29 protein-coding genes and 3 pseudogenes are annotated in these 24,402 nt (G+C 70.6%); 10 read left to right on the forward strand and 22 right to left on the reverse strand.

Going from position 1 to position 24,402, the window contains the following annotated elements; all coding sequences use genetic code 11:
* The first annotated feature begins 120 nt into the window (after positions 1 to 120).
* Positions 121 to 1,008 carry a hypothetical protein gene (locus QUE51_RS03455; RefSeq protein WP_286278215.1) on the forward strand — a complete coding sequence of 296 codons (888 nt, stop codon included), beginning with the start codon at positions 121 to 123 and terminating at the stop codon, positions 1,006 to 1,008.
* Here the strand turns inward: QUE51_RS03455 and QUE51_RS03460 are convergent.
* The 4 genes from QUE51_RS03460 to QUE51_RS03475 form a co-directional block, all read right to left on the reverse strand.
* Positions 990 to 1,754 carry a CHAP domain-containing protein gene (locus QUE51_RS03460; protein ID WP_286278217.1) on the reverse strand — a complete coding sequence of 255 codons (765 nt, stop codon included), beginning with the start codon at positions 1,752 to 1,754 and terminating at the stop codon, positions 990 to 992. The two genes, QUE51_RS03455 and QUE51_RS03460, sit on opposite strands and share 19 nt — an antisense overlap.
* Positions 1,755 to 1,993: 239 nt before the next feature.
* Positions 1,994 to 2,491: an HNH endonuclease gene (locus QUE51_RS03465; protein ID WP_286278219.1), complete on the reverse strand. Its 498-nt coding sequence runs from the start codon at positions 2,489 to 2,491 to the stop codon at positions 1,994 to 1,996.
* A gap of 300 nt (positions 2,492 to 2,791) precedes the next feature.
* Positions 2,792 to 3,478 (reverse strand): C40 family peptidase, encoded by a 687-nt coding sequence (locus tag QUE51_RS03470; RefSeq protein WP_286278220.1) that lies wholly within the window; start codon positions 3,476 to 3,478, stop codon positions 2,792 to 2,794.
* A 432-nt stretch (positions 3,479 to 3,910) separates the two neighbouring features.
* Positions 3,911 to 4,603, reverse strand: a complete 693-nt coding sequence (locus QUE51_RS03475) for an iron-dependent transcriptional repressor DtxR (protein WP_286278221.1) — start codon at positions 4,601 to 4,603, stop codon at positions 3,911 to 3,913.
* A gap of 82 nt (positions 4,604 to 4,685) precedes the next feature.
* Here QUE51_RS03475 and serC point away from each other — a divergent pair.
* Positions 4,686 to 5,799 (forward strand): annotated as a pseudogene (gene serC / locus QUE51_RS03480) (phosphoserine transaminase).
* Positions 5,796 to 6,020, forward strand: coding sequence for a DUF2530 domain-containing protein (locus QUE51_RS03485; RefSeq protein ID WP_286278222.1), 225 nt, complete (start codon positions 5,796 to 5,798; stop codon positions 6,018 to 6,020). Before serC ends, QUE51_RS03485 begins: the two are co-directional and overlap by 4 nt.
* Positions 6,021 to 6,022: 2 nt before the next feature.
* On the opposite strand, the gene QUE51_RS03490 is transcribed toward QUE51_RS03485, so the two are convergent.
* The gene (locus tag QUE51_RS03490; RefSeq protein ID WP_286278223.1) at positions 6,023 to 6,622 is read right to left on the reverse strand and encodes a DUF3027 domain-containing protein; all 600 of its coding nucleotides are present in this window, start codon (positions 6,620 to 6,622) and stop codon (positions 6,023 to 6,025) included.
* Positions 6,615 to 6,998, reverse strand: a complete 384-nt coding sequence (locus QUE51_RS03495) for a cold-shock protein (protein ID WP_286279239.1) — start codon at positions 6,996 to 6,998, stop codon at positions 6,615 to 6,617. Before QUE51_RS03495 ends, QUE51_RS03490 begins: the two co-directional genes overlap by 8 nt.
* 100 nt (positions 6,999 to 7,098) lie before the next feature.
* On the opposite strand from QUE51_RS03495, the gene QUE51_RS03500 reads away from it, so the two are divergent.
* The 4 genes from QUE51_RS03500 (at position 7,099) to QUE51_RS03515 (ending at position 10,289) form a co-directional block, all read left to right on the forward strand.
* Entirely contained in the window at positions 7,099 to 7,377 is a 279-nt protein-coding gene (locus QUE51_RS03500) for a hypothetical protein (protein ID WP_286278224.1), read from the forward strand.
* A 67-nt stretch (positions 7,378 to 7,444) separates the two neighbouring features.
* Positions 7,445 to 8,137 (forward strand): response regulator transcription factor, encoded by a 693-nt coding sequence (locus QUE51_RS03505; RefSeq protein WP_286278225.1) that lies wholly within the window; start codon positions 7,445 to 7,447, stop codon positions 8,135 to 8,137.
* A gap of 41 nt (positions 8,138 to 8,178) precedes the next feature.
* Entirely contained in the window at positions 8,179 to 9,939 is a 1,761-nt protein-coding gene (locus QUE51_RS03510; RefSeq protein ID WP_286278227.1) for a sensor histidine kinase, read from the forward strand.
* 56 nt (positions 9,940 to 9,995) lie between these two features.
* Complete coding sequence (locus QUE51_RS03515; protein WP_286278229.1) at positions 9,996 to 10,289, forward strand: WXG100 family type VII secretion target; 294 nt, start codon at positions 9,996 to 9,998, stop codon at positions 10,287 to 10,289.
* A gap of 213 nt (positions 10,290 to 10,502) precedes the next feature.
* On the opposite strand, the gene groL is transcribed toward QUE51_RS03515, so the two are convergent.
* The 4 genes and pseudogenes from groL to QUE51_RS03535 form a co-directional block, all read right to left on the reverse strand.
* Positions 10,503 to 12,131 carry a chaperonin GroEL gene (gene groL, locus QUE51_RS03520; RefSeq protein WP_286278230.1) on the reverse strand — a complete coding sequence of 543 codons (1,629 nt, stop codon included), beginning with the start codon at positions 12,129 to 12,131 and terminating at the stop codon, positions 10,503 to 10,505.
* A gap of 129 nt (positions 12,132 to 12,260) precedes the next feature.
* The gene (locus QUE51_RS03525; RefSeq protein WP_286278232.1) at positions 12,261 to 12,464 is read right to left on the reverse strand and encodes a cold-shock protein; all 204 of its coding nucleotides are present in this window, start codon (positions 12,462 to 12,464) and stop codon (positions 12,261 to 12,263) included.
* A 176-nt stretch (positions 12,465 to 12,640) separates the two neighbouring features.
* Positions 12,641 to 13,273 (reverse strand): LytR C-terminal domain-containing protein, encoded by a 633-nt coding sequence (locus QUE51_RS03530; protein ID WP_286279241.1) that lies wholly within the window; start codon positions 13,271 to 13,273, stop codon positions 12,641 to 12,643.
* Positions 13,274 to 13,525, reverse strand: a pseudogene (locus QUE51_RS03535) (DUF3263 domain-containing protein); the annotation flags it as partial. It lies immediately after the preceding gene.
* An 88-nt stretch (positions 13,526 to 13,613) separates the two neighbouring features.
* Between QUE51_RS03535 and msrB the strand changes: the two are divergent.
* Positions 13,614 to 14,027, forward strand: a complete 414-nt coding sequence (gene msrB, locus QUE51_RS03540) for a peptide-methionine (R)-S-oxide reductase MsrB (RefSeq protein ID WP_286278233.1) — start codon at positions 13,614 to 13,616, stop codon at positions 14,025 to 14,027.
* Here msrB and QUE51_RS03545 read toward each other — a convergent pair.
* The 4 genes and pseudogenes from QUE51_RS03545 to QUE51_RS03560 all read right to left on the reverse strand — a co-directional run bounded on the left by QUE51_RS03545 (position 14,024) and on the right by QUE51_RS03560 (position 18,044).
* Positions 14,024 to 15,286 (reverse strand): PP2C family protein-serine/threonine phosphatase, encoded by a 1,263-nt coding sequence (locus tag QUE51_RS03545; RefSeq protein ID WP_286278234.1) that lies wholly within the window; start codon positions 15,284 to 15,286, stop codon positions 14,024 to 14,026. The genes msrB and QUE51_RS03545 overlap by 4 nt on opposite strands.
* Positions 15,283 to 15,696, reverse strand: a complete 414-nt coding sequence (locus tag QUE51_RS03550; protein ID WP_286278235.1) for an ATP-binding protein — start codon at positions 15,694 to 15,696, stop codon at positions 15,283 to 15,285. Before QUE51_RS03550 ends, QUE51_RS03545 begins: the two co-directional genes overlap by 4 nt.
* Positions 15,689 to 16,023: pseudogene (locus QUE51_RS03555) on the reverse strand (STAS domain-containing protein). The gene QUE51_RS03550 and the pseudogene QUE51_RS03555 overlap by 8 nt, the downstream one beginning before the upstream one ends.
* Complete coding sequence (locus QUE51_RS03560; RefSeq protein WP_286278236.1) at positions 16,023 to 18,044, reverse strand: glycosyltransferase family 2 protein; 2,022 nt, start codon at positions 18,042 to 18,044, stop codon at positions 16,023 to 16,025. The pseudogene QUE51_RS03555 and the gene QUE51_RS03560 overlap by 1 nt, the downstream one beginning before the upstream one ends.
* 970 nt (positions 18,045 to 19,014) lie before the next feature.
* Between QUE51_RS03560 and QUE51_RS03565 the strand changes: the two genes are divergently transcribed.
* Positions 19,015 to 19,476, forward strand: coding sequence for a hypothetical protein (locus tag QUE51_RS03565; RefSeq protein WP_286278237.1), 462 nt, complete (start codon positions 19,015 to 19,017; stop codon positions 19,474 to 19,476).
* On the opposite strand, the gene QUE51_RS03570 is transcribed toward QUE51_RS03565, so the two are convergent.
* The 6 genes from QUE51_RS03570 to QUE51_RS03595 form a co-directional block, all read right to left on the reverse strand.
* Positions 19,460 to 19,897, reverse strand: coding sequence for an ATP-binding protein (locus QUE51_RS03570; protein WP_286278238.1), 438 nt, complete (start codon positions 19,895 to 19,897; stop codon positions 19,460 to 19,462). The genes QUE51_RS03565 and QUE51_RS03570 overlap by 17 nt on opposite strands.
* The gene (locus QUE51_RS03575) at positions 19,890 to 20,225 is read right to left on the reverse strand and encodes an STAS domain-containing protein (protein ID WP_286278239.1); all 336 of its coding nucleotides are present in this window, start codon (positions 20,223 to 20,225) and stop codon (positions 19,890 to 19,892) included. Before QUE51_RS03575 ends, QUE51_RS03570 begins: the two co-directional genes overlap by 8 nt.
* A gap of 99 nt (positions 20,226 to 20,324) precedes the next feature.
* On the reverse strand, positions 20,325 to 20,825 hold the full coding sequence (locus QUE51_RS03580; protein WP_286278241.1) for a PP2C family protein-serine/threonine phosphatase: 501 nt from the start codon (positions 20,823 to 20,825) through the stop codon (positions 20,325 to 20,327).
* Entirely contained in the window at positions 20,822 to 21,427 is a 606-nt protein-coding gene (locus tag QUE51_RS03585) for a PP2C family protein-serine/threonine phosphatase (RefSeq protein WP_286278242.1), read from the reverse strand. Before QUE51_RS03585 ends, QUE51_RS03580 begins: the two co-directional genes overlap by 4 nt.
* A 31-nt stretch (positions 21,428 to 21,458) precedes the next feature.
* On the reverse strand, positions 21,459 to 21,689 hold the full coding sequence (locus QUE51_RS03590; protein ID WP_286278243.1) for a hypothetical protein: 231 nt from the start codon (positions 21,687 to 21,689) through the stop codon (positions 21,459 to 21,461).
* A 193-nt stretch (positions 21,690 to 21,882) separates the two neighbouring features.
* Entirely contained in the window at positions 21,883 to 22,377 is a 495-nt protein-coding gene (locus QUE51_RS03595; protein ID WP_286278244.1) for a nucleoside deaminase, read from the reverse strand.
* A gap of 133 nt (positions 22,378 to 22,510) precedes the next feature.
* On the opposite strand from QUE51_RS03595, the gene QUE51_RS03600 reads away from it, so the two are divergent.
* The gene (locus tag QUE51_RS03600; RefSeq protein WP_286278245.1) at positions 22,511 to 23,155 is read left to right on the forward strand and encodes an SGNH/GDSL hydrolase family protein; all 645 of its coding nucleotides are present in this window, start codon (positions 22,511 to 22,513) and stop codon (positions 23,153 to 23,155) included.
* A 24-nt stretch (positions 23,156 to 23,179) separates the two neighbouring features.
* On the opposite strand, the gene QUE51_RS03605 is transcribed toward QUE51_RS03600, so the two are convergent.
* Entirely contained in the window at positions 23,180 to 24,064 is an 885-nt protein-coding gene (locus tag QUE51_RS03605; RefSeq protein WP_286279242.1) for a cation:proton antiporter, read from the reverse strand.
* A complete protein-coding gene (locus QUE51_RS03610; protein WP_286279243.1) occupies positions 23,959 to 24,378 on the reverse strand; it encodes a cation:proton antiporter domain-containing protein in 420 nt (139 codons plus the stop codon). The genes QUE51_RS03605 and QUE51_RS03610 overlap by 106 nt, the downstream gene beginning before the upstream one ends.
* Positions 24,379 to 24,402: the final 24 nt, after the last annotated feature.

The following is a 24,402-nucleotide window of genomic DNA, read 5'->3' on the forward strand; positions in this document are numbered from 1 at the left end:
AACGGGAGCCGCCCGTTCTGGGGCGAGAGCGCCGAGCCGCTCCCCGACTAGAAATGCAAGAGGAGATCCGGTCGCACCGGATGCGCGGGGGCGCATGCGACGGGATGCTGGGGAATTCCGATGTCGACGGTCGAAGCCGGCGCACGCCGCGGCCCTGTCGCGGGTCCCCCGTCATCGCACCGGTCTCTCGCCGGTCCTCTTCTGCTCGCCGCAGCGGTGCTGTGGCTCTACCTCGGCTTCGCCTCTCTCTGGAGCACGGGCGCCGTCGTCCCCGTGGCCTGGGCTCTCCTCGGCGCGTACCTGGTACCGACTGCCCTGGTCATCGAGCTCGGCCGGCGGAGGCCGGGAGTGTCCGGCGTCGTGCTCCTGCGCACCCTTCTTCTCGGCAGCCTCCTCGCCGCCGTCACCACAGCCACTCTCGGCGACGGGGTGCCGCGCCTGCTCGGGTCTCTGATCCCTGCCTGGGCGACCGGGCTGCTGCTCCCCGCCGTCATCGAGATCGCGGCGATCGCCCTCACCGTCCGGGCGCTCGGCCGCCGCATGGATCTCACGGCTCGATCGGGCCTGTTCGTCGGGGCCGCGCTCGGGGCGGGCTACGCCGCCTTCGCCGCCCTGGGCGGCATCCTGCGCGCCATCAGCGCGCTGACCGGGGTTCCGCTGCCCGCGGCCGCCCCGCCGACGGCTCTGCTCGAGGGCGCGGTCACGATCCAGCAGGCGCTCCTCGGACCCCTCGGGCACCCGGTGTGGGGCGCGCTCCTCGGAGCGGCGGTGATGACGAGCCGCGGCGCCCTGACCCGCGTCATCGCGGTCGTGCTGGCCTCGCAGCTCCTCGTCGCGGCGGCCTTCACGATCTCGGGCGGACTGGTCGGCACTTCCGGGGCGGCGCTGTTCCTGCAGACGGGCCTCACAGCGCTGGCATCATGGCCCGCCGTGCTGACGCTGCGCGCAGCCGTGCGCCGCTCGAGTGCCGTCGACCGGGAGCGCGCGGCTCAGGCCGGCGGGGCGTAGAGGAACAGCGCGACCGACGAGGCCGGGATGATCCGCTGCCCGTACTTGTGGCTCATGCCGTGGTTGTACTCCTCGATGAGCACCTGGCCGTCGGGGAGCACCTCCTTGACGTAGGCCACGTGGTTGCCCGCGAACCACGCGACCGAGCCAGCGACGGGATCGCTGCCGGTCGGCCATCCGTGGGAGTCCCAGGCGTACGCCCACTGCGAGGCGTCTCCGCCCGACGGCGTCAGGTTCGACCAGGTCCAGCGGAAGGGCGCTCCGACGCTGCCCGCGTCCCGGTTGAGGCGCCAGGCGACGAAGTCGACGCACTCGCGGTAGTAGTAGCCGAGCGGCGACAGTCCGCCGCCTTCGGTGTCCGGGGCCTCGTAGAACCACGGGTAGTCGTCGCCAGCCTCCTGCGCGCCGGAGGACACATAGCTCTGGACGCGGTCGACCTTCACCGGGTCCGCGAGCCGCTGCCGCATCTCCTCCTCGGAGGTGGCCGAGAGGCCCGTGCGGTCGATGAGATCGGCGACCGCCGCGGCGGACACCGTGAACGACTGCGCGGCCGGGAGCCCGGGCGCCGTGCGCTCGTCGGGTGCGTGCGTCGATGCGTAGGCGGGCAGCGCGGCAGTCGCCACCAGGCCCGGCACCACGAGCACCGTGACGAGGACGCTCCACCCGTTGCGCCTGCTGACGGGCGCGGGGGTCGGCGCGAGGCGCCGAGGACGCGCGGAGGGCCGGGGCTCGGCGATCGCGCCCATGCGCCGCACACGCGGAGCCGGCGCGGGCGCGCGGAGATCGCGGCGTCGGACGAGCTGAGGACTGGTCACGGCAGGGACGACGGTGCCCGTCGTCGCTGGAATTCCTTGCTCGATCAACGCACCCCCGGCCCTACGCAGTGATTCCCCCGCCACCGACCTGGGCCGGCGACTTTCCGAGGCTACGGGACCGATCGGGATCTGTCACGGAACGGTAACGGCGGGTCGCGCCGAAAATGCCTTCAGGCGGCGGGCGCCAGGTACTCGCTCCAGTCGGGCGATGGGCGCTCCACGCCGCGCACCACCCACGAGCTGCCGTGGGGCATCCGCGGGGTCACGCGCAGGCGCCAGCCCATCTCGGCGGGGGTCCGATCGCCCTTCACGTTGTTGCAGGAGAGGCAGCAGGCGACGAGGTTCTCCCAGGAATCCGCGCCGCCGCGGGATCGCGGCAGCACATGGTCGACGGTCGACGCCGAATGTCCGCAGTAGGCGCAGCGGTGCCCGTCCCGGCGCAGGACACCTCGGCGGGAGACGGGAACCCGGCGGGACGGCGGGATGCGCACGTAGCGGGTGAGCAGGATGACGCTCGGCCGATCCCAGGCACCGGACGACCCGAGCACCGGGTGCTCCGCGTCGGAGGCGACGACGGTCGCCTTGCCGCCCATCACCAGCACCAGGGCTCTCTTGAAGGAGACCACGGCGAGGGGCTCGTATCCGGCGTTCAGCACCAGCGTGCGCATCTGCATCCTCTCGAGACGGCCTGCACGGCTTGCAGGCACCCGATTTCGCCGACGAGGGGCGCAGGATGCACAAAAGGGCACCGTCTCAGCGACGGCGCCCTTCTCTCCGGACCGCGAACATGCCGCGGCCCGGTATCCGGCTGGCGTGCCACTGTCCCGCGAGCGCGCGGACACCCATGGTGCGGGTGCCGCGACTCAGGTCCACTGACTGCCGTCCTCTCGGTGACGTGAGGTCAGGGTAGCGCACCAGTGGAGCGAGAACGCTCAGGGGCCCGCCCCAGCCGGAGGAGGCGGCGGGTCTCAGCCGATGCGCACGAAGTGGTAGTTGTCGTCCCAGATCGGCTGCTCGCGCACGGACGCGCCCTCGTACGGCGCATGAAGGACGATGCCGTTGCCGGCGTAGATGCCGTCGTGACTGTTGTCGTTCCACACCACCAGATCGCCGGGGACCGCGTCCGCAGCGGAGATGGTCGTCCCGATCGCGTTCTGGCTGGTCACCGAGTGCGGGAGGGAGACCCCGTGCTGGGCGAAGACGAACATGACCAGGCCGGAGCAGTCGAATCCTGCAGGCGTGGCTCCGCCGTAGACATAGGGAACGCCGATGTACTGCCGGGCGGTCGAGAGGATGTCACCGAGCGCACCGCTTGGGGGCGGCGTCGAGGCCACGTAGTCCGAGGCGCTCGGGCCGGAGTAGGAGTTGTACTGCGCAGCGAGCTGGGCGCGCATCTCCTCCGCCTTCTTGGCGGCGTCAGCGGCGGCGCGAGCCGCGAGGATCTCGTCCATGCTCGTCGCGGTGTAGTTGTCGCGGGTGACGGCCGCCTGGCCCGCGTCGTCGGAGACCTCGAGGGTCTGCGCGCCGTCCACCTTGAGCTCCTGCATCTCGGACGCCGCGAAGGCGGGCTGCGCGGAGACCGGGTCGAAGGCATACGACGGGATCGCTATCGTGGCGACGAGTCCCATCGCGAAGGTCATGACGACGATGTTCACGACCCCCTTGGCGCGGGCGGCGCGGGACGCCGGCGTGGCCGGCGGGCGCGTCGTGTCCTGGCGCCGGCTGCGCGGAGCCGCGGTCGCCGGACGCACCGAGCGGCGGGTCGGCAGCGAAGCCGTCGCGGTCGGCGAAGGGGCGCGACGCATCACAGCGGTCGCGGAATCGGGTGTCGGGTCGCTCGTCTCCGCAGAGTCGAAGCGGTCACTCGATAGGGCCAAAAGAACCTCCTGCGCCCCGCATCCGTTGCCGGATGCCCGTCCACACGTTGTCAGCCGTGCACAGGAATGTCGCGAGACGGCAGTGCTGGGAGCGTCGCGATTCCCGACCCGGCAACCGGCCTATGTGGTCGCCTGGCGTCTAGCAGGCTACGGCAGGATGCCCGGTCTGTCACGTTTCCACGCCGACGGTGCAACGAATGGGTAACTCTTCTACGGACTCACGAAGATGTGGACCGCGACCTCGACAGGCAGTTCTATGCCGTTCGGGGCACTTGCCGAACGGACGCGCACGTACGCTCCCGCGCTCTCCAGCGACACCCGCGAACCCGGTGTGACGCCGGCCGTCTTGAGCTGCAGGAGCAGCTCGGGATCGAACTGCACGGGCTCACCCAGCCGGCGGACGGTCCCCTCGGGGACCCCGGGGGCGGAACGCACAGCGTCCACCAGGCTCACCACTCCGGCGAGGAATGCCACGGACGGCGACTTGTCGACATCCGCGAGGCTGGGGATCGGATTGCCGTACGGCGACTCGGTCGGATTGCCCAGCATCTCGATGAGCTTCTGCTCGACCTGCTCGCTCATCACGTGCTCCCAGCGGCACGCCTCCTCGTGGACGAACTCCCACTCGAGGCCGATCACGTCGCTGAGCAGACGCTCGGCCAGGCGGTGCTTGCGCATGACGTGCAGCGCCTTGAGCCGGCCGCCCTGGGTGAGCTCCAGGTGCCGGTCGCCGGAGACGACGACGAGGCCATCCCGCTCCATCCGCGCCACGGTCTGCGACACAGTGGGCCCGGAGTGGCCGAGACGCTCCGAGATTCGCGCACGAAGGGGGACGATGTCCTCCTCCTCGAGATCGAGGATCGTCCGCAGGTACATCTCGGTGGTGTCCACCAGATCGGTCACCCAGGCCTCCTGTTCCGGTCGGCTCCCGAGTTTACCGGCGCGGAGGGAGCGTCCCGGGCAGGCCCCAATAGGCTGGTCGCCGATGGCTGCTGTGACGATCCCCGCTGAACTCCTTCCCGCCGACGGCCGCTTCGGCTGCGGCCCCTCCAAGGTCCGCCCGGAGCAGCTCGCCGCACTGTCCGGTGAGGGGCGGCGCTGCTCGGCACCTCCCACCGCCAGAAGCCGGTGAAGCGGCTGGTCGGGCGCGTGCGAGAAGGACTCGCCGACCTCTTCTCCCTTCCCGAGGGCTACGAGGTCGTGCTCGGCAACGGCGGGTCGACCGCCTTCTGGGACGCCGCGGCGTTCTCGCTGATCGAGCGCCGCAGCCAGAACCTCGCCTTCGGCGAGTTCGGCGCCAAGTTCGGCAAGGCCGCGGCGGCACCGTTCCTGGAGGCACCCGACATCCGCACGGCCGCGGGCGGCTCGCTGAGCACCGTGGAGGTGACGCCGGGCATCGACGTCTACGCCTGGCCGCACAACGAGACGAGCACGGGCGTCATGGCGCCGGTGCGCCGCGTGGCCGGCGACGAGGGGGCACTCACGGTCGTCGACGCGACCAGCGCCGCCGGCGGCATCGCGGTCGACGCGACCCAGTTCGACACCTACTACTTCGCGCCCCAGAAGAACTTCGCCTCGGACGGCGGCCTCTGGCTGGCCCTGTTCTCCCCCGCGGCCGTGGAGCGCGTGGAGCGGATCGCCGCGAGTGGGCGATGGATCCCGGAGTTCCTGAGCCTGAAGACGGCGATCGACAACTCGCGGCTCGACCAGACGCTGAACACGCCCGCGATCTCGACGCTCCTGATGCTCGCCGAGCAGGTCGACTGGATCCGAGGCAGCGGCGGACTGGCCTGGGCCGACGCCCGGACGAGGAGTCCTCCGGAATCCTCTACGACTGGGCCGCGCGCACGCCCACCGCGACGCCGTTCGTGAGCGAGCCCGACCAGCGGTCGCAGGTCGTCGTGACCATCGACTTCGACGAGTCGGTCGACGCTGCGGCGATCGCGGCCACGCTGCGCGAGAACGGTGTCGTCGACGTCGAGCCATACCGGAAGCTGGGCCGCAACCAGCTGCGCGTCGCCACGTTCGTCGCGATCGAACCGGAGGACGTCCGCGCGCTGACCGCCTGCCTCGACTTCGTGCTCGAGCGGCTCGCGTGAGGTTCTACCTCAAGGACTCGGAGCGCCGGCCCGATCCGGCGCCGGTCAAGACCGACGACCGCGCAGCAGTGCTGGTCGGCCTGCTCCTCTGGGTGATCGCGCTGGCGGTCGCCCTGATCACCGGCGGGCCCGCCGGTGTCCCCCTGTGGAGCAGCGTCGCCGGGCTGGGCCTCGGCGTCGCGCTCCTGATCTACGTGGAGCAGCGCCGCCGCCGGAGCTGACCTCAGCGGTCGCGCGAGTCTCCGTCGCGGTCGTCGTCCTCGTCAAGGTCCAGGTCGTCGTCCTCGTCCTCGTCGTCGTCGTCGTCGTCGTCGAGGTCGTCGTCGTCCAGGTCGTCGTCCAGGTCCGACGCGTCGCCGCCGGATACGTCGTCGTCCTCGTCGTCGTCGTCGAGCACGGCCTCCTCGAAGTCGACGCCATCGAGCTCGTCGGCGTCATCGTCGAGCAGGTCCTCCTCGGCGATCTCGTCGTCCTCGCCCTCGACGGACTCGAGTGCACCGTCCTTCGCCTCCTGGGCCGCGCGATAGTCCGCGAGCCGGTCGGACCATGGCACCCACTCGGGCGCGACGAGGGCCTCGTCGCCCGGAAGGAGGCTGAGCTCGAGCACCGAGGGACTCTCCGCGCCGTCGGCGACCGAGACGGACACCGTCCAGCTCCACCCGGGATAGCCGGGCATGGCCGTGCCGAAGAGCACGTCGACGACGCCCTCCGCCGGCTCGTCCAGGCCGATCAGCTCGCCGACGGTGTCCTCGGGGGTCGTCTCGAGCAGCGCAGCACGCGCGGCCTGGACGACGGTCGTCTCGTGCTCGGCCGGCTCACGCATCCAGGTCGTCCGCGACCTTGCGCAGCACGGCGGCGATCTTGCTGCTGTGCTGGCCGTCGGGGTAACGGCCGCGCTTGAGGTTGGCGCCCACCCCGTCGAGGAGCTTCACGAGGTCCTCGACGATGATCGCCATGTCGTCGGCCGGCTTGCGGGCGGCCTTCGCGAGGCTCGGGGGCGCCTGGATGATGCGGGCCGACAGCGCCTGCATCCCGCGCTTGCCGTCGACCACGCCGAACTCGAGCTTCGTGCCGGGCTTCACGGACGTCGTCCCAGCCGGCAGTGCCGAGGCGTGCAGGAACACTTCCTGCCCGTCGTCGGAGCTGATGAATCCGAAACCCTTCGCTTCGTCGAAGAATTTCACCTTGCCGGTGGGCATGTCGCTCGCCTTCGTTGTCGGTCGGTGCGCCATCCGCAGATTGCGCACCCCCGATTCTACGGCGGGCGGGGGCCACGCGAACTTTCCGTACTCTGGGGGCATGACCCGCACCGGCAGCTCGGAACCCGCGGACCGCATGTTCGGCTCTCGCGCGGAGCGGACGCTCGGCGCGATGGCGGCGACGGTCGTGGGGCTCTCCATCCTCTCGATGATCGCCGTCTTCGTGGCGGGTCTCGCGAAGGTCGACACGTCGCAGGGAATCTGGGTGGCGGTCACCCTGCTCCCCCTGCTCGGCCTGCCTGTCGGCATCCTGCTGATGATCGCGGCGATCGTCGTCAACGCGGTGCGACGGGCGCGCTCGGCCCGCTCCTCCTCCTGAAAACGGGCCTTCTCGCCACCCCGGAGACTCTCAGGCAGCACCCAGCCGATCCGCAGATAATGGGCAGATGGCCGACGGACCCCGCATCCTCATCGTCGACGACGAGCCGAACATCCGCGACCTGCTCACGACGAGCCTCCGCTTCGCCGGCTTCGCGGTGCGCGCGGTAGGCAACGGAGCGGCCGCCATCTCCGCCGTCCTCGAGGAGGAGCCGGACCTGATCATCCTCGACGTGATGCTTCCCGACATGAACGGGTTCGGCGTCACCAAGCGGCTGCGCTCCTCCGGCTACACCTCGCCCATCCTGTTCCTCACCGCCAAGGACGACACCGAGGACAAGATCACCGGCCTCACCGTCGGCGGCGACGACTACGTCACGAAGCCGTTCAGCCTCGACGAGATCGTGGCCCGCATCAAGGCGATCCTCCGCCGCACGATGCACGCCGAGGAGGACGCGATCATCCGGGCCGGCGAGCTGACGATGGACCAGGACACGCACGAGGTCACCATCGGCACCCAGTCGGTCGAGCTGAGCCCCACCGAGTTCAAGCTCCTCCGCTACCTGATGCTCAACCCGAACCGGGTGCTCTCCAAGGCGCAGATCCTCGACCACGTGTGGGAGTACGACTTCAACGGGGACGCCGGGATCGTCGAGTCCTACATCTCCTATCTCCGACGCAAGCTCGACCAGTACTCGAGCGAGCCGGTCATCCAGACGAAGCGCGGCTTCGGCTACATGCTCAAGGCGACCAAGGTCTGAGGCCCGGGTCTTCCCAGCCGCCGTACCTACACTGATCCACCGTGCACGAATCGCTGGTGGAGTGGTGGAACAGCATCTCGCTGCGCACCAAGATCACCGGCGTCACCGTGCTGCTGCTGACCTTCGGCCTTCTCGTCACCGGCCTGGGCACGATGACCGTGATGCGCAACTTCCTCTTCGACGAAGTCGACAGCCAGATCATCAACGCCGCCAACCGCCTGCCGGACAGCTTCCGCATCGATGACGACGCCTCCATCTGGGGCGGGAACGCGCTGGCGCCGACCGACTACGTGCTCGCGGCCGTGGACAGCACCGGCAAGGTGATCGACACCAACGCCCAGTGGGAGAGCGCAGACGAGCCGCCCTCGGTGAAGGACATCACGCGCTCCTACACGCAGACGCACGCGGGCGTGCCGTTCACCGTGCGGAACGCCGACCACACCAGCGAGTGGCGGGTGGTCGCCATACCCGGCGTCAGCGCGGCCACCTCGGAGTACTACACGCTCATCATCGGACTGCCGCTCGACACCACGAACAAGGCCATCGCGCGGATGTTCACGCTGTTCCTGCTGTTCGGGATCGTCGTGGTCGTGCTCGGGGCCGTCCTCACCCGGCTGCTCGTGACCTCCGCCTTCGGCCCCCTCCGCCAGGTGGAGAAGACCGCCGCCGAGATCGCGGACGGCGACTTCAGCCAGCGCCTCGCGGGCGCGACGCCGAACACCGAGGTGGGCCGCCTCAACCGCTCGCTCAACACCATGCTCAGCCGCATCGACCGCGCCTTCAGCGATCGCGCCCGCACCATCGAGCAGATGCGCCGATTCGTCGGCGACGCGAGCCACGAGCTCCGCACTCCCCTGGTGTCGCTGCGCGGCTATGCGGAGCTGTACCGCATGGGAGCCCTGCAGACTCCGGAAGAGGTCGCGCAGGCGATGGACCGCATCGAGCGCGAGGCGATCCGCATGAGCGGGCTTGTCCAGGACCTCCTCGAGCTCGCGCGCCTCGACGAGACGAAGCCGCTGCAGCTCTCCCCCGTTGCGCTCCTGCCGCTCGCGAAGGACGCCGCCCTCGACGCGATGGCGTCCTCCCAGGGGCGCATCGTGAGCGTCGTGACCGACCAGCAGGCACCCTCGGCAGCGGACGGCGACCTTCAAGGCGACGACGAGGACGCGGACTCGACGGTCCTCGAGGACGAGCTGGAGCCGGAGACGGCGCCGACCCCGGCGAGCAGCGAGAGCACATCCCGCACGGCGACCAAGGTCCGCGTCCCCCGCACCTCCACCACCACCGGTCCGCTCGCGTTCTCCCGCGCCCAGCTGGCGCGCCTGCGCCGCCGGCGGGGTGACTCCGCGGGCCTCCCCGTCGTGGTCGTCTCCGAGGACCGCGGCACCGAGCGGCCGGCCCCTCCCGCCATCGTCCTCGGCGAGGAGAACAAGATCCGCCAGGTGCTCACCAACCTGCTCGGCAACGCGACCAGGTTCACCGCGAAGGACACCCCCATCGAGATCGTGATCCGCACCGACGCGGAGACGTCGAGCGCGGTCGTCGAAGTGGTCGACCACGGCGAGGGGATCCCGCCGCAGGTGCGGGAGAAGATCTTCCAGCGCTTCTGGCGCGCGGACAGCTCGCGCGCCCGCGACACCGGCGGCAGCGGCCTGGGCCTCGCCATCGTGTCCGCCATCGTCGCCGCGCACCGCGGCAAGGTGGAGGTGGACGAGACGCCCGGCGGCGGCGCCACCTTCCGTGTCCGGCTCCCGCTCCTCCACATCGAGGACGACGAGGACGACTCCCCCGAAGACGACTGAACTCCCCGGCGGCACCCCTGGCGCCCTACCGTCGCTCGCGACCGGAAGGAGCACCCATGCCCAGATTCACCGTCGACAGCGAAGCCGTCCTCGCCGCGCAGTCCGCCGTCAGCGCCGCCATCCCTCGCGTCCAGGGCGACGTTGCGTCCCTGCTCGCCTCGCTCACCGCCCTCCAGGACTCCTGGGGAGGGGCGGCCGCCGTCGCGTTTCAGGGGGTCGTGTCCGAGTGGAGGGGCACGCAGCAGAGGGTCGAGGAGTCGTTGGTCGCCATCAATCAGGCTCTGGGTGCTGCCGCTCGGCAGTACCTCGAGGTCGAGGAGGCCAACGTGCGGCTGTTCAGCGTGAGGTGAGGTTCGTTTGTCCGGGCCGCGCCGGGGAGGGGCCGCCACCGCTTCTCAGACAGCTGCGCGCGAAGCATCGCGCGCAGAACTCGCCTCGGCGGCGGCCCCTCCCCAGCGCTCCGCTCACGCGATCGCTTTCGCAGGCGGCTGGGTAGAGAGAAAGAGGAGAGGGAACGAAGAAGGGCGGTCCCTTCGGGACCGCCCTTCTTCGTACTGTGACTTCTAGAAGTCCATGCCGCCCGTCGGGTCGCCGACCGGGGCCGGGTTCTTCTCCGGCTTGTCGGCCACGACCACCTCGGTGGTGAGGAACAGGCCGGCGATCGACGCAGCGTTGACGAGCGCGGAGCGCGTCACCTTGGCCGGGTCGATGATGCCCTGAGCGAAGAGGTCGCCGTACTCGCCGGTCGCGGCGTTGAGGCCGTGACCCGCGGGGAGCGAGCGCACCTTCTCGGCCACCACGCCGGGCTCCATGCCCGCGTTGAAGGCGATCTGCTTGAGCGGGGCGTCGATGGCGACCTTGACGATGTTCGCGCCGGTCGCCTGGTCGCCCGTGAGGCTCGTGATGCTCTCCGACGCGAACGCCTTGGCACCGGCCTGGATGAGGGCGACACCACCACCGGCGACGATGCCCTCCTCGACGGCGGCCTTCGCGTTGCGGACGGCGTCCTCGATGCGGTGCTTGCGCTCCTTCAGCTCGACCTCGGTCGCCGCGCCCGCCTTGATGACGGCGACGCCGCCGGCGAGCTTGGCGAGACGCTCCTGGAGCTTCTCGCGGTCGTAGTCGCTGTCGGTGTTCTCGATCTCGGACCGGATCTGGGCCACGCGGCCGGCGATCTGGTCGGCGTCGCCGGCACCGTCCACGATGGTCGTCTCGTCCTTGGTGATGACGACCTTGCGAGCCTGGCCGAGCAGGTCGAGGGTGACGTTCTCGAGCTTGAGACCGACCTCCTCGGAGATGACCTGGCCGCCGGTGAGGATCGCGATGTCCTGCAACTGCGCCTTGCGGCGGTCGCCGAAGCCGGGGGCCTTGACGGCGACCGACTTGAAGATGCCGCGGATCTTGTTCACGACGAGCGTCGCGAGAGCCTCGCCGTCGACGTCCTCAGCGATGATGAGGAGCTGCTTGCCGGTCTGGATGACCTTGTCGACGATCGGGAGCAGGTCCTTGATCGCGGAGATCTTCGAGTTGACGATGAGGATGTACGGGTCCTCGAAGACCGCCTCCTGGCGCTCCGGGTCCGTGACGAAGTACGCCGACAGGTAGCCCTTGTCGAAGCGCATGCCCTCGGTGAGCTCCAGCTCGGTGCCGAAGGTGTTCGACTCCTCGACGGTGACGACGCCCTCCTTGCCGACCTTGTCGATCGCCTCGGCGATGATCGCGCCGATCTCGGGGTCCGCAGCGGAGATGGACGCGGTGGCGGCGATCTCCTCCTTGGTCTCGATCTCCTTGGCGTCCTCGACCAGGGCCTTCGAGACGGCCTCGACGGCCTTCTCGATGCCGCGCTTCAGCGCGATCGGGTCGGCGCCGGCGGCCACGTTGCGGAGGCCCTCACGGACGAGGGCCTGGGCGAGCACGGTCGCGGTGGTGGTGCCGTCGCCGGCCACGTCGTCGGTCTTCTTGGCGACCTCCTTGACGAGCTCCGCGCCGATCTTCTCGTACGGGTCGTCGAGCTCGATCTCCTTGGCGATCGAGACGCCGTCGTTCGTGATGGTGGGGGCGCCCCACTTCTTCTCGAGAACGACGTTGCGGCCGCGCGGGCCGAGCGTCACCTTGACCGCGTCGGCGAGCGTGTTGAGGCCACGCTCGAGGCCGCGACGGGCCTCTTCGTTGAAGGCAATGATCTTAGCCATGTGTTGTTGTCGTCCCTCCCGGACGTTGGGTGAATGCTTGGCACTCCGAGACTCCGAGTGCTAATTCATCTTGGCAGTCGACCCCGACGAGTGCAAGGCGACGGGTGCCCGGGAGGAACGACGGGAGGCTCAGGCCAGGCGGACGGCCTCGGCCTGCGGGCCCTTGGACCCGGCGCCGACCTCGAAGGTCACCACCTGCCCCTCCTCGAGCGACTTGTAGCCCGGCATGTCGATCGCCGAGTAGTGCACGAACACGTCCTGTCCGCCGCCGTCCACTGTGATGAAGCCGAAGCCCTTCTCAGCGTTGAACCATTTGACGGTCCCTTGCGCCATCTGTACTCCTGTACTGCTGTGCTGAAGGACGACCAGGCGGACGACCCGGGGGAATAGTAGCGAGCAGCACGACCGCCGAATGGCCCCGATGCGCACCGTGGCGCCGATCGGCCCGCATCGGATCGCGAATTAAACGCGGCCGAAACACGGCCGTCGCACAGCGGCGGGTCGGGGCCTCAGCCGGCCGAGGCGTAGTCGGCGCCGAGGACGACCGTGATGCGATCCTCTCCTTGAACGGCGAACTGGTCCGACAGCTGGATCGGGGCCCCGTTGAGCGCCGCCGAGAGACCGCGTGCGGCCCCCTCCTGCTCGGGATCGGAGTAGTAGACGATCGTCGCCGAGATGTCCTGCTCGCTCGCGTTGCTTCGCGCGCCGATCGTCCAGCCCTGCGCCGCGAGCGCGTCCCCGCCTGGCCGGCCAGCCCGTCGACATCGGTTCCGTTGAGCACCACGACGCTCACCGCCGGATCGACGGTGGGCTGAGCCGTCGGGGTGGCGACCGGGGTGGCCGTCGCACTCGGTGTCGCATCGCCCCCGCCCCCGCCGCCGCCGAAGGGGTTGTCGAACGAGACCCGGTCGTTGATGAGGAACATGCCGAGCACGCCGAGACCGATGAGCACGCCGGTGGCGAGGGCGGCCCAGGCGAAGGCGATCCAGCCGCGCCCGCCCGGCCGGGGTGCACGATGCGCGCCGACGCGCTGGAGGTCGGCGGGCGGCCGGTCGAACCGGTCGGTCGGATAGGTGGGCATGGCTCCTGTTGCTGGTCGTCGGGCGGTGGCCGCGGCGGTCAGGGGTCCTGCGCAGATTCATCCGGCCGGCGCGGCGGGCGACTCGCGCATCCCGGAGCCGCTGGAGCCGCTTGACGAGCATCGGATCGTGCACGAGCGCAGCGGGCGAGTCGATGAGGGCGCCGAGCAGCTGGTAGTAGCGGGCGGCGGAGATGCCGAACTCCTCGCGGATGGCTTCCTCCTTCGCTCCGGCGTGCCGCCACCAGGTCCGCTCGAAGGCGAGGATGGCCACATCCCGGTCGGACAGCTCGGCGCCGGAGGGTACAGAAACCACTGCCCCTCCCCTCCCGGAATACGGTCACCCTAGCGAGCGAACCTCCGCTCGGAGCGCAGCGACAGGCGCGGCTCGTACACTCGGGCACATGGCGTACAAGGTGACCAAGACCGAGGACGAGTGGCGCGCGGAGCTCGGGCCCAACGAGTACCAGGTGCTGCGGCAGGCGGCGACGGAGCGGCCGTGGTCCGGCGCTCTGCTGGACGAGAAGCGCTCCGGCGTCTACGTGTGCAAGGCGTGCGGCGCGGAGCTGTTCCGCAGCACGACCAAGTTCGAGTCCGGCTCCGGCTGGCCGAGCTTCTTCGAGCCGGTCAGCCCGGACGCGGTCGAGCTGCACAGCGACAGCACGTTCGGAATGGTCCGCACCGAGGTTCTGTGCGCCACGTGCGGCTCGCACCTCGGCCACCTGTTCGACGACGCCCCGCAGACGCCCACCGGGGAGCGGTACTGCATGAACTCGCTGTCGCTCGACTTCGAGACCCAGGACGACGGGGCCCGCTAGCCTCCCACCCGATGGCCGGGCAGCCGGTGCAGCACGAGGACCGTGAGGTCGTCGGGCGCAGCGCCGCCGATCCGCGCTGAGATCGCGTTGACAGCGCCCACGGCGCTCGACGCAGTCCGCACGATGGCCTCGACCTCATCCAGGGACTCGAGGGTGCCGTCGAGGCCGTCGAGCGCGCCGTCGCTGACGGATACGAGGAAGTCGCCCGGCCGCAGCTGCACCTCCCGCTCCTCCCAGGTGAGGTCCCACCCGACGCCGAGCGGCAGGCCCGTCGACGAGAGCCGCTCGCTGGTGCCATCGGCCCGCACGAGTGTCGTGAGCCCGTGGCCGGCGTCGATGTAGCGCAGGATGCCCGTCTCCTCCTCGAGGTGCGCGTGGAACAGGGTCACGAAGGTCCGCGCGTTCTCGAGGTCGGCGTCGAGCGCCTCAGCGGCGGCCTCCACGGCAGCCGCGACTCCGTCGAAGCGCGAGCCCGCCCGCATGGTCGCGCGGACCGTTGCCGCCATGAGCGCCGCGGGCACGCCCTTGCCCATCGCGTCGGCGAGCGTGAAGGCGGCGCCCCCGCGGACCGGATACCAGTCGTAGAAGTCGCCGCTGACCGCCCGCACGGGGCGGAGGAGACCGGCCGCCTCGTAGCCGGGCATCGTCACGAGCGACCTCGGCAGGAGTCCGTGCTGAACCACGGCACTGTCCGCCATCTCGTGCACGAGTGCCAGCTCGTCCTGGACCCAGAGGGCCAGGTCGCGCAGGATGCCCTCCTGCTCGGCGGTGAACTCGCGCGGGACGGTGTCCGCGACGCAGATCGTGCCGACCCGCTCGCCGCCCGGTCCCTCGATGGGATGGCCGGCGTAGAAGCGGACGCCGAGCGGACCGGTGACCGCGGGGTTGTCGCGGAAGCGCGGGTCAGCGGCGGAGTCCTTCACGACGAGGGTCTCGGGCTGCGCGATGGTCACGTTGCAGAACGCGGTTCCACGGGAGGACTCCCCCGGGACCGGCAGAGTGCTGGATTTGACCCACTGCCGGTCGTGGTCGACGAAGTTGATCACCGCGAGGTCGAAGCCGAGCAGGCGGCGGGCCATCCGGGTGATGCGGTCGAAGCGCTCGCTGGGTCCCGTGCCGACGATGCGGAGCTCGTCGACGGCGCGCTGCCGTGCGAGCTCGGCCACGGCGGCATCCTCGGCCTGAGTCAGCGCGGTCGCGACCGGAAGCGCGGGGAGCGCGATGACGGCGGGGAGGATCGGAGCCGGCTCGGGGGTCATCGGGCGAGCTTCCGGGCGATGTACCAGCGGTTGTGGTCGTCGCCGCGCCCGTACTCGACCACGTCGACCAGGGCGTTGATGAGCGGGAGACCCCGCCCCGACTCCGCCAGCTCGTCGGGCAGCTCCGCGGCACCCAGGCGGACGTCGCCCGGCTGACCGGAATCGGTGAGGGTGGCCTCCAGGCTGTCGGCGCTCACGGTGAGATCGAGGCGGCACAGGACGCCGGCTCCCGCGTCCGCATGCCGCATCACGTTCGAGGTCAGCTCGATCAGCGCGGTCTCGAACGAGATGCGGTCGCGCAGCGAGACCTCCGCGTGGTCGTCCCAGACGGACTGGAGGATGTCGTGGACGGTGTCAACGTCGTCCGGCGGACAGGACATCTCGATGGAACGGAGCCGGGTGTCAGGCACGGGAGAACGCCTCCTCGGGGTTCGCGTAGGGAGTCAGGACCCGCTCCATGTTCGTGAGCTGGAGGACGAGCCGGATTTGCTCCCCGCGGAGGCGATCCGCAGGTCGCCGCCCGCCTGGCGGGTGCTCTTGAGCCCGCCGATCAGGGCGCCGAGGCCCGAGGAGTCGAGGAAGGGCACATCGGCGAGGTCGACGACGACGCGCGAGCTGCCCTCGGCGACGAGCGAGGCGACGGCCTCGCGGACCGCCGGCGCGCTCACCATGTTGAGGTTTCCCTGAAGCCGCAGGATCGCGACTCCTCCGTCGGTGTAGGTGACGGAATGCTCCATCAGGACGCTCCCTTCGTCGGCACGAACCCGCGGTACCGCAGGCCGCGGTAGAGGACACCCAGGGCGGCCAGGTCGACGCCGACCCAGACGAGGTTCACGGCCGTTCCGACCGGCTCGCCGATCCCGAGCAGGATCCTCGCGAGGCCGATTCCGGAGGCGAGCACCAGGACGGCGGCGACGAGGATCTGCGGGCCGACGAGGCGCCACGGATGCGCCGTGCGCTGCACGGTCTTCGGCGTCACCACGAAGTCGAGCGGCACCCGGAAGAAGACGTTGGCGGCCGCCGTCACGGTGGCGCGCAGCCACACGGGGAAGAGCGCCAGGCTGTACTGACGCCCGCGGCGAGTCGGGATGCCCCGGCTCGTCACCAGGAAGAAGAGCTGGTTGACGAGGAAGAAGGGCAGGAACCGGGCGAGGAACTCGACCGCCCCGGCGCTCACGGGCAGGATCCCGAACAGCAGGAACACCACAGGGGCGGCGAAGTAGACGAGGACCGCGAAGCCCGAGAGGTAGCTCCACATCGTCGCGAAGTACATGAGGCGCTGAGCGACCGAGAGCCCCTTCTGCACGAGCGGGTTCTCCCGGAACATCACCTGCATGGTGCCCTGGGCCCAGCGCAGCCGCTGCTTGAGCATGGTGCCGAGGTCTTCCGGCGCGAGGCCGACGGCCAGCTCCTCGTGGTGGTAGACGCTCCGCCATCCGGCGGCGTGCAGGCGCATGGCCGTCGCCATGTCCTCGGTGACCGAGATGGTCGCGAGTGGCATGAGAGGCAGGGCCTCGTCGCTGAGGTCGACGTTGATGGAACGGACGAGGGACTGAACCGTCGCCAGAGCGGCGAGGGGCGATGCTCCGCCGGTGGACAGCTCGTCGATCGCGTCGGAGTAGTCGAAGGCGGGGAGGCCGTCACCGGCGGGCCCGGCGAGCGCCTGCATGTCGACGGCGAGGCTGTGCAGCTGGATCGCCACCACGTCGCGCGAGATCTCGTCGACGCGCTGCTGGAGCTCGAACGTGACGAGCCCGATCGGGTCCCCGCGGCGCAGGGCGTCGTGGGTCTCTTCGATGGCGCCCTCGAGCGACGAGAGGGCGACGCTCAGCACCGGATCCCTGCCGGTGTCCGAATGCGCAGCCTGCCGGAGGATGCCGCCGGCCCGCGCCAGCGCCTTGTCCACCGAGCGCTCGACTTCACGGACGTAGCCGGCGATGGCGAGCTGCATGAGCGCCTCGCGGCGGAGGACTGCGTTCGATCCGCAGAAGAAGGCCGCGTTCCAGCCGTCCTTGCCCTGCTGGATCGGACCGTAGAAGAGAGGCGCGTCACTTCCGAGAGGATCGCTGCGGCCCACGTTCCCGAACGTCTGCGGGGTCTGGACGAAGGCGACCCGAGGATCGAAGAAGTACCCGAGAGTCCGATCCAGGATCTCGGGCGAGGGCACCTGGTCGGCGTCGAGGATGAGCATGAACTCGCCGTCGGTCGCCATCATCGCGTTGTTGAGGTTGCCCGCCTTGGCATGCCGGGGACGCCCGTCCCAGTCGGCCCCGCGCGTGAGATAGCCGACGCCGGTCTCGGCGGCCGCGATGCGGAGCTCTTCCCGGTTCCCGTCGTCGAGCACCCAGACGCGGTGGGGGTAATCGATCCGCTTCGCCGCCTCGACGGTCGCGAGGACCAGCTCGAGTGACTCGTTGTAGGTGGTGACGAACACGTCGACGGTGAGGCCTTCGGGCGCCACCGGAGGCTCGGGTCGCCGGCGAGCGCGCCACATCGTCAGTGCGAAGAGGCCGACATCGATCACGCTGTAGGTCTCGGCGAGCACGAGCGGGACCGCGATCCAGACGGCATCCCAGTTGAGCGAGAACAGCCACCGCCAGGCGAGGTAGTTCACCGCGAGGAGAAGCGTCGCGACTGAGACGACGCGGACGAGGACGAGGTGACGCCCTTCCCGCTGACGGGTCTGGCGGTCTCTGCGGAGGTCGGCGCGGGTCAGCAGCGCAGTGCTTCCCATCATCGCCACCCCCGGTGCGGTCACCGCGTCCCCACGCGCGTGCCCGCGCCAACGGTACCCACCTGGCCCGTGCGGCGAACACGCCCAGTTCGGGGGGACGGCCGAGTCGGCATAATGGCCGACAAACCGTCCTACGGCGGGGTACAGGGTCGCCGGAACCGCGGGCCGCGTCGCCGATCCCGTGTGCGTGGCGAGCCCCTCGGGCGCGATCTCGTCCCCTAGGTTCCGTGTGTGCCCCCTCCCCGTCCGCAGCCATCCGCCGGCGGCTGGGCGCCGCGGCCATGGCACTCGCCTTCCCGCTCGCGGGCTGCGCGGGTCAGGCCGGTGCTGAGCCGCCCGCACCCGGCGGGTCGGCTGCACAGGCGTCGGCGGTCTGCGCCGTGACCGACGCCGCGGCGCTCGTGCCCGGCTCGGGAGCCCTCCTGGGGGTGAGCCTCGACTGGACGGCCGACAGCATCGCGGAGTACACCGAACGGCTCGGCCGGCCCCCGGCGGTCGCCGTCAGCTTCGGCGCCTTCCCACTCGGCTCCGAGGAAGTCGCGAACCTCAGGGCGGCTGCGGAACAGGTGCGGCCGTACGGAGGAATCCTCCTCCTCACGCTGGAGCCCCGCGACGGCCTGGCGTCGGTGACACCGGCGGCAGCGGAGCACCTGAGCTCCGTTCTCGCCCAGGTCAACGCTTCCGGCGTCGGCGTCATCGTGCGCTTCGCTCATGAGATGAACGGATCCTGGTACGCCTGGGGGCAGCAGCCGTCGGCGTACGTCACAGCGTTCCGCACCGTCGCTGCCGCGGTGCACGCGGATGCTCCCGGCTCGTCGATGATGTGGGCGCCGAACTACGGAGGCGGCTACCCGTTCTCCGGCGGGGCTTTCGAGACCGTCGCGGGTGAAGCCGACTTCGCGGCCCTCGACACGGACGGCGACGGCGTCCTGAGCATGGCCGACGATCCTTACTCCCCTACTACCCGGGGGACGACGCGGCGGACTGGGTGGGGATGTCGCTCTATCACTGGGGCTCCGCGCATCCCTGGGGCGAGAACGAGCTGCCGGAGCCCGGCAAGTTCGCGGCCCAGCTGGCCGGGGAGTACGCGGGGCTGGGCGGGGATGACCGCATGCTGCCCGACTTCGCGGGCGTCTACTCGGCTGTCCGCGGCAAGCCGCTCGCGATCCCCGAGACCGCAGCGCTCGTCGTCCCCCGCGGCGACCCGGGCGGGGAGCTGGCGATCAAGCAGGCCTGGTGGCGCCAGGTCTTCTCCCCGGAGACGGCGAGCCGCTTCCCGAACCTGCGCATGGTGAACTGGTTCGAATGGGACAAGCAGGAGACCGAGGTGGGCGCCCGGGTCGACTGGTCGGTGACCTCGGACCCCGCTTCGGCCGCCGCATTCGCCGGCGACCTCCCCGACTGGCTCCTGGCGGCGCCGGGGGCCGCGCCGACCTGCCCTACTCCGGCGCCTTAGACCCGTCGCTGCCGCGCAGGTGTCGCGAGATGCGCCAGGAGTTGGACCCTTCCTCGCGCGAGTAGTCGAGGTCGTCCACGAGCGCCCGGATCATCGGGATGCCCCGGCCCGATTCGGACAGCTCGTCCGGCATTGCGCGGCCGACGAGCTGGACGTCGCCGGGCTTGCCCGAGTCGGTCAGCGTCGCCTCGATCCGGTCGGGGAAGACGGTGATCGCGAGCCTGCAGCTGATCCCCGACCCGGGGTCCGCATGGCGCATCACATTGGAGGCGAGCTCCACGAGCGCCGTCTCGAAGGAGAACCGGTCGATCGCCGGAACCGTGCTGTTCTCCTCCCAGACCGAGGACAGCATCGAGTGGACGGTGTCGACGTCATCCGGCGGAGACGACATCGTCAGCGCGTGGGGAATGGGCTCAGGCATGCTGCAGGGCGCTCTCGATCGTGGGATGGGGAGCGAGGATCCGCTCCATGTTGGTCAGCTGCAGGACCAGCTGGACCTGCTCGGTCGGGCCGGCGATCCGGAGGTCGCCTCCGTGCCGCCTGGTCGCCTTGACGCCGCCGATGAGGGCGCCGAGCCCGGACGAGTCCAGGAACACGACCTCGGAGAGGTCGACGACGATCCGCACGGAGCCCTGCTCCACGAGGTCGTCCACGGTGTCCCGGAGGCTGTTGGCGCTCACCATGTTGAGCCGCCCCAGCAGCCGCACGACGGTGGCGCCGTCGGGCAGGCGGGTGACTTTCGTCTCCATCAGTCTCGTCCTCTCGTCGTGCACGCCGCGGTCTGATCGCCGAGGTCTGGTCTGAAGGTCAGCGACCGGCGGCACTCCGCCGGAAGCCGCAAGCCTGGTTCACGCGGCACGGCGGATCGCCACCACGGTGACGTCATCAGCCAGGCGCCCGCGGGAGGCGAGCCTCGTGACGTTGTCCACGGCGGCTTGCGCGGTCGAGGCGCGGTCGACCGCCATCCTCGCGGCTCGGTGCAGCGAGTCGAGGGTCCCGTCGAAGAGGTCGAGCACCCCATCGCTGAAGACGAGGACCAGGTCACCGACGGCGAGCCTGTAGGTCCCGGTGCCCCAGGCCTGGTCCGGCAGCACGCCGAGCGGGAGGTTGAGCGACGGCATGATCTCCGTGCTGCCGTCCGCCCGCACGATGACCCCGAGCCCGTGACCGGCGTCCACCACGGAGAGCACGTTGGTGCCGCTGCAGAGGCGGGCGTGGAACATGGTCACGAACGCCTCCGTGCTGGTCAGGTCGTCGGAGATCACGGAGTCGGCGGTGGCCACGCTGTCGGCGACGGCAGGCTCGTGCAGGGCGCCGCGGACCGCAGCCCTCGTCGTCGCGGCGATCATCGCCGCGCCGACCCCTTGCCCATCACGTCCGCGACGGTGAAGGCGAGACCGTCTTCGGTGGCCCGCCAGTCGAAGAAGTCACCGCTCACGCCCCGGCTCGGAACGAGAGCGCCGGCCACCTCGTATCCCGGCACCTCCGGCGACGTGGGTGGGAGCAGGTTGCGCTGCACCTGGGCCGCGTGCGCGAGCTCCGCGCTGCTGCGGCTGGCCCGGGCCTTGAGGTCCCGGCCCCGCTGCTCGGTGCTGAGGGCCGCCATGCTGAAGGACACCACGATGAGCAGCACCATCGTGATCAGCGTCGTCACCGAGGTGCCGAAGAAGACCGTGAACAGGTCTCCGTGCTGACCGCCGAGAAGGAAGGCGGCGAGCCGCCCGAGATAGAAGACCGCGAGCAGTCCTGACGCGATGGCGAGCGGCCAGCGGGTGCGCGAATAGCCGCGGTCGAGCAGGAAGAGCTCCCGGGACGACATCCCCAGGGCAGCGCCCATGGAGGCGAGGAACACAGGACCCCCGGACCAGGTGTTCGACGCGGGATCGTCGAGGACCGACGCGACCAGGGTCAGCAGCGGCGCAACGGCGAGCTGCCATGGCCGGGTCGGCACCTCCCGGAGGAGCGGGCCCCCGCCCAGACGCTCACGGCACCCGCGACGAGCAGGACGTTGCCGAGGGGTTCGCCCACACCTGCGCCGCGCTGCCGTCGAGGAGGAACGCCGCGGACCCGGACAGGAACAGGGCGAGCGCGACGACCCACAGCAGGCTGTAGCGCGATCGGGTCGACCGGTAGGTCACGAAGAAGAACAGGATCAGCATGGTCAGAGCGGCAGCCGCGAACGCGACGCGCAGGGACACCGAGTCGAGGATCACGTCGTCGCCGCGATCACAGCGAGCGCGGACCGGCCGCCTCGCAGAGATCGCGCGGGCACAGCGAGCGTCAGCATCACGCCCCCCAGCGCCTGACCTGCGGGCCACCCCCGCAGTGATAGCAGGAACGCTATGCCCGGCGCGCTCCGGGCGTCAGACCCCGTTCGGGGGCGTCCAGGCAGCCACGCCCCCGGAGCTACCGCCAGAAGCCGTCGTGGATGGCGGCGGCCTCCTCCGACAGGGCGGGCCCGCGGACCGCGATCTCGCGCTGGCCGCTGGCCAGGACCACACGACTCGGGAGTGCCATCGTCGGATTCTCGGGCGACGAGCCGGTGATGGCGGCGAGCCGGCCCTCCGTCATGGCGAACACGACCCGGCCGATGCCCGACCAGTAGATGGCGCCGGAGCACATCGCACAGGGTTCGCAGCTCGTGTAGAGGGAGTACCCGGGGAGCGCGGCCGGCCCGATCGTCCTCCAGGCGAGCCGGACCAGGTTCGTCTCGGCGTGGCCGGTGCAGTCCGTGTCCGTGACGACCGTGTTCTCCGCCTCGAGCACGACGGTGCCTGCCGGGTCGACGAGGACCGCGCCGAACGGGTGATTGCCGCGGGCGCGGGCCCGTGCTGACACGACGATCGCATCGCGCAGGCGGTCGCGGTCGGCGTCGGTGATCCTGGCGTCCTCGTCCGGCATGGCGTCCCTCTCGTCAGGTCCATCCTGGCCTCCGGCGGGCCGCCCCAGGACGGGAACCCAGCGGTTCGGAGGCTCCGCACCGGCGTACCGTTGCGTTGTCCGCATCGTCGCGTCGATCCATCGGGAGTCCTTCATGGCAGCCGGTCACGTCGTACTCCTCGGAGACTCGATCCTCGACAACGGCGCGTACGTCGGGACGGGGCCGGATGTGGTGGCCCAGCTGCGGGCCGAGCTGCCGGACGGCTGGCGCGCGAGCCTCCTGGCCCGCGACGGCGACGTGTCCCGCGGCGTGCACGAGCAGCTGCGGGGCCTTCCCTCCGACGCCACGCACCTGGTGGTGAGCGTCGGCGGGAACGACGCCCTCGCCTTCGCGCATGTCCTCGACCAGCGGGCGGGGTCCGTCGGGGAGGCCCTGACCATCCTCGGCGGCCTGCAGGGGCAGTTCGCGGTCAACTATGTCGCCATGGTCGGGGCCGTGACCGCCCTCGGCCTGCCCGCCGCCGTGTGCACCATCTACGACACTCCCCTGTCGCTGCCCACCCAGCCGGCGATCCGGACCGGCATCGCCGTGTTCAACGACTGCATCACCCGCTCCGCATTCGCGGCGGGGCTGTCCCTCATCGACCTGCGCCTCATCTGCACGGAGGACGCCGACTACGCCAACCCCATCGAGCCCTCGGTCCGGGGCGGGGCGAAGATCGCGCGAGCCATCGCGGCGTTCGTGCTGGAGGAGCATCCGTCAGCGCGGTCCGTGGCGGTCACGGGGATCCCCGTCTGATCAGCCGCCGGGGACACCGGCCTGTCAGGGCTCGGCCGCCGGAACGGCCGCCCGCACGGGCTCGATCGGCCCCCGCAGCGCGAGCCCGACGACGGGGAACACGAGAACGGACAGCATCCCCGCCCCGACGAGCGCGGCTGCCATGCCGGCGGTGAGGTCGTGCGACTGAACGCCGAGGTTCGTGACCGCCACGATGATCGGCAGACCCGTCGCCGTCATGAGGACGGTCGCCGCGCGTTCGCGCGTGGACGAGCCGGGGAAGGCGAGGAGGGCGGGCAGCCCGCGGACGACGAGGAGCACGAGCAGGAAGAGGGGAACGAGCAGGAGGGTCCTGACGTCGCCGAACAGCTCCCCGAGCGGGAACGTCACCCCGGTGTTCACGAAGAAGATGGGAACGAGGAAGCCGAAGCCGACGGCCTCCAGCTTGCCCTCGACCGCCTCGCGGTCCGCGGCGGGAGCGGCGGACAGCAGGACGCGTGCGAGCACCCCGGCCGCGAAGGACCCGAGCAGCATGTCGAGGCCCAGCGCGATGCTCAGGCAGGTGAGGGCGGCGAGGATGCCGAGGACGAGGCGGATCGCGAACTGGCCGCTCGTGTGCAGGGTCGCGGTGATGAGGCGCTGCAGCGGGAGGTAGGGGCCCCGGGCGGCGAGCCAGATCCCGACGCCGGCGAGGACCACGAAGCCGAGCAGCACCACGCTGGCCAGCGCGGGGCTCCGGCCGCTGAGGAAGAGGGAGATGGCGACGAGCGGCGCGAACTCCCCCACCGCCCCGTGCCGGGTCATGGCACGGCCGAACGGCGTCGTCAGCTCGCCGGCGTCCCGCAGCAGGGGCACGATCGCGCCGAGCGCCGTGGTCGACAGCGCGATGCCGATGAAGACGCCGGACGGGAGCGATCCGCCGAGGAGGATGCCGAGACCGAGGCCGATCGCGAGGAGAGAACCCAGCCGAGGACCGTCGGCCCCGTCGACCGCTCGCGCAGCACGGTGAAGTCGATCTCGTTGCCGGCGAGGAAGAAGAGGGTGGCGAGCCCCACCCCGGCGAGGAAGGTCGTGAAGTCGTTGACGGTGATCCAGCCGAGCACCGCGGGACCGAAGATCAGGCCGAGGACGATCTCGAACACGACGATCGGCACCCGCACGAAGCGCCCGAGCAGGCTTGCGAGCACCGGCGCGGCCGCGGCGATCGCCGCGAAGAGGATGATCGTCTCGAGCGGCGGTCGCACGCCCATACCGTAGACCCGGCGCGG

This window comes from Naasia aerilata, assembly GCF_030296595.1.
Taxonomy (GTDB): Bacteria; Actinomycetota; Actinomycetes; order Actinomycetales; family Microbacteriaceae; genus Naasia; species Naasia aerilata.

What these genes read in the sequence shown, in the direction of transcription:
- QUE51_RS03455 (WP_286278215.1), top strand. Translation starts at nt 121, where the DNA reads ATGTCGACGGTCGAAGCCGGCGCACGCCGCGGCCCTGTCGCGGGTCCC.
- QUE51_RS03460 (WP_286278217.1), bottom strand. Translation starts at nt 1,754, where the DNA reads ATGGGCGCGATCGCCGAGCCCCGGCCCTCCGCGCGTCCTCGGCGCCTC.
- QUE51_RS03465 (WP_286278219.1), bottom strand. Translation starts at nt 2,491, where the DNA reads ATGCGCACGCTGGTGCTGAACGCCGGATACGAGCCCCTCGCCGTGGTC.
- QUE51_RS03490 (WP_286278223.1), bottom strand. Translation starts at nt 6,622, where the DNA reads ATGCGTGAGCCGGCCGAGCACGAGACGACCGTCGTCCAGGCCGCGCGT.
- QUE51_RS03495 (WP_286279239.1), bottom strand. Translation starts at nt 6,998, where the DNA reads ATGCCCACCGGCAAGGTGAAATTCTTCGACGAAGCGAAGGGTTTCGGA.
- QUE51_RS03500 (WP_286278224.1), top strand. Translation starts at nt 7,099, where the DNA reads ATGACCCGCACCGGCAGCTCGGAACCCGCGGACCGCATGTTCGGCTCT.
- QUE51_RS03505 (WP_286278225.1), top strand. Translation starts at nt 7,445, where the DNA reads ATGGCCGACGGACCCCGCATCCTCATCGTCGACGACGAGCCGAACATC.
- QUE51_RS03515 (WP_286278229.1), top strand. Translation starts at nt 9,996, where the DNA reads ATGCCCAGATTCACCGTCGACAGCGAAGCCGTCCTCGCCGCGCAGTCC.
- groL (WP_286278230.1), bottom strand. Translation starts at nt 12,131, where the DNA reads ATGGCTAAGATCATTGCCTTCAACGAAGAGGCCCGTCGCGGCCTCGAG.
- QUE51_RS03525 (WP_286278232.1), bottom strand. Translation starts at nt 12,464, where the DNA reads ATGGCGCAAGGGACCGTCAAATGGTTCAACGCTGAGAAGGGCTTCGGC.
- QUE51_RS03530 (WP_286279241.1), bottom strand. Translation starts at nt 13,273, where the DNA reads ATGAATCTGCGCAGGACCCCTGACCGCCGCGGCCACCGCCCGACGACC.
- msrB (WP_286278233.1), top strand. Translation starts at nt 13,614, where the DNA reads ATGGCGTACAAGGTGACCAAGACCGAGGACGAGTGGCGCGCGGAGCTC.
- QUE51_RS03545 (WP_286278234.1), bottom strand. Translation starts at nt 15,286, where the DNA reads ATGACCCCCGAGCCGGCTCCGATCCTCCCCGCCGTCATCGCGCTCCCC.
- QUE51_RS03565 (WP_286278237.1), top strand. Translation starts at nt 19,015, where the DNA reads ATGTCGCTCTATCACTGGGGCTCCGCGCATCCCTGGGGCGAGAACGAG.
- QUE51_RS03570 (WP_286278238.1), bottom strand. Translation starts at nt 19,897, where the DNA reads ATGCCTGAGCCCATTCCCCACGCGCTGACGATGTCGTCTCCGCCGGAT.
- QUE51_RS03575 (WP_286278239.1), bottom strand. Translation starts at nt 20,225, where the DNA reads ATGGAGACGAAAGTCACCCGCCTGCCCGACGGCGCCACCGTCGTGCGG.
- QUE51_RS03580 (WP_286278241.1), bottom strand. Translation starts at nt 20,825, where the DNA reads ATGATCGCCGCGACGACGAGGGCTGCGGTCCGCGGCGCCCTGCACGAG.
- QUE51_RS03595 (WP_286278244.1), bottom strand. Translation starts at nt 22,377, where the DNA reads ATGCCGGACGAGGACGCCAGGATCACCGACGCCGACCGCGACCGCCTG.
- QUE51_RS03600 (WP_286278245.1), top strand. Translation starts at nt 22,511, where the DNA reads ATGGCAGCCGGTCACGTCGTACTCCTCGGAGACTCGATCCTCGACAAC.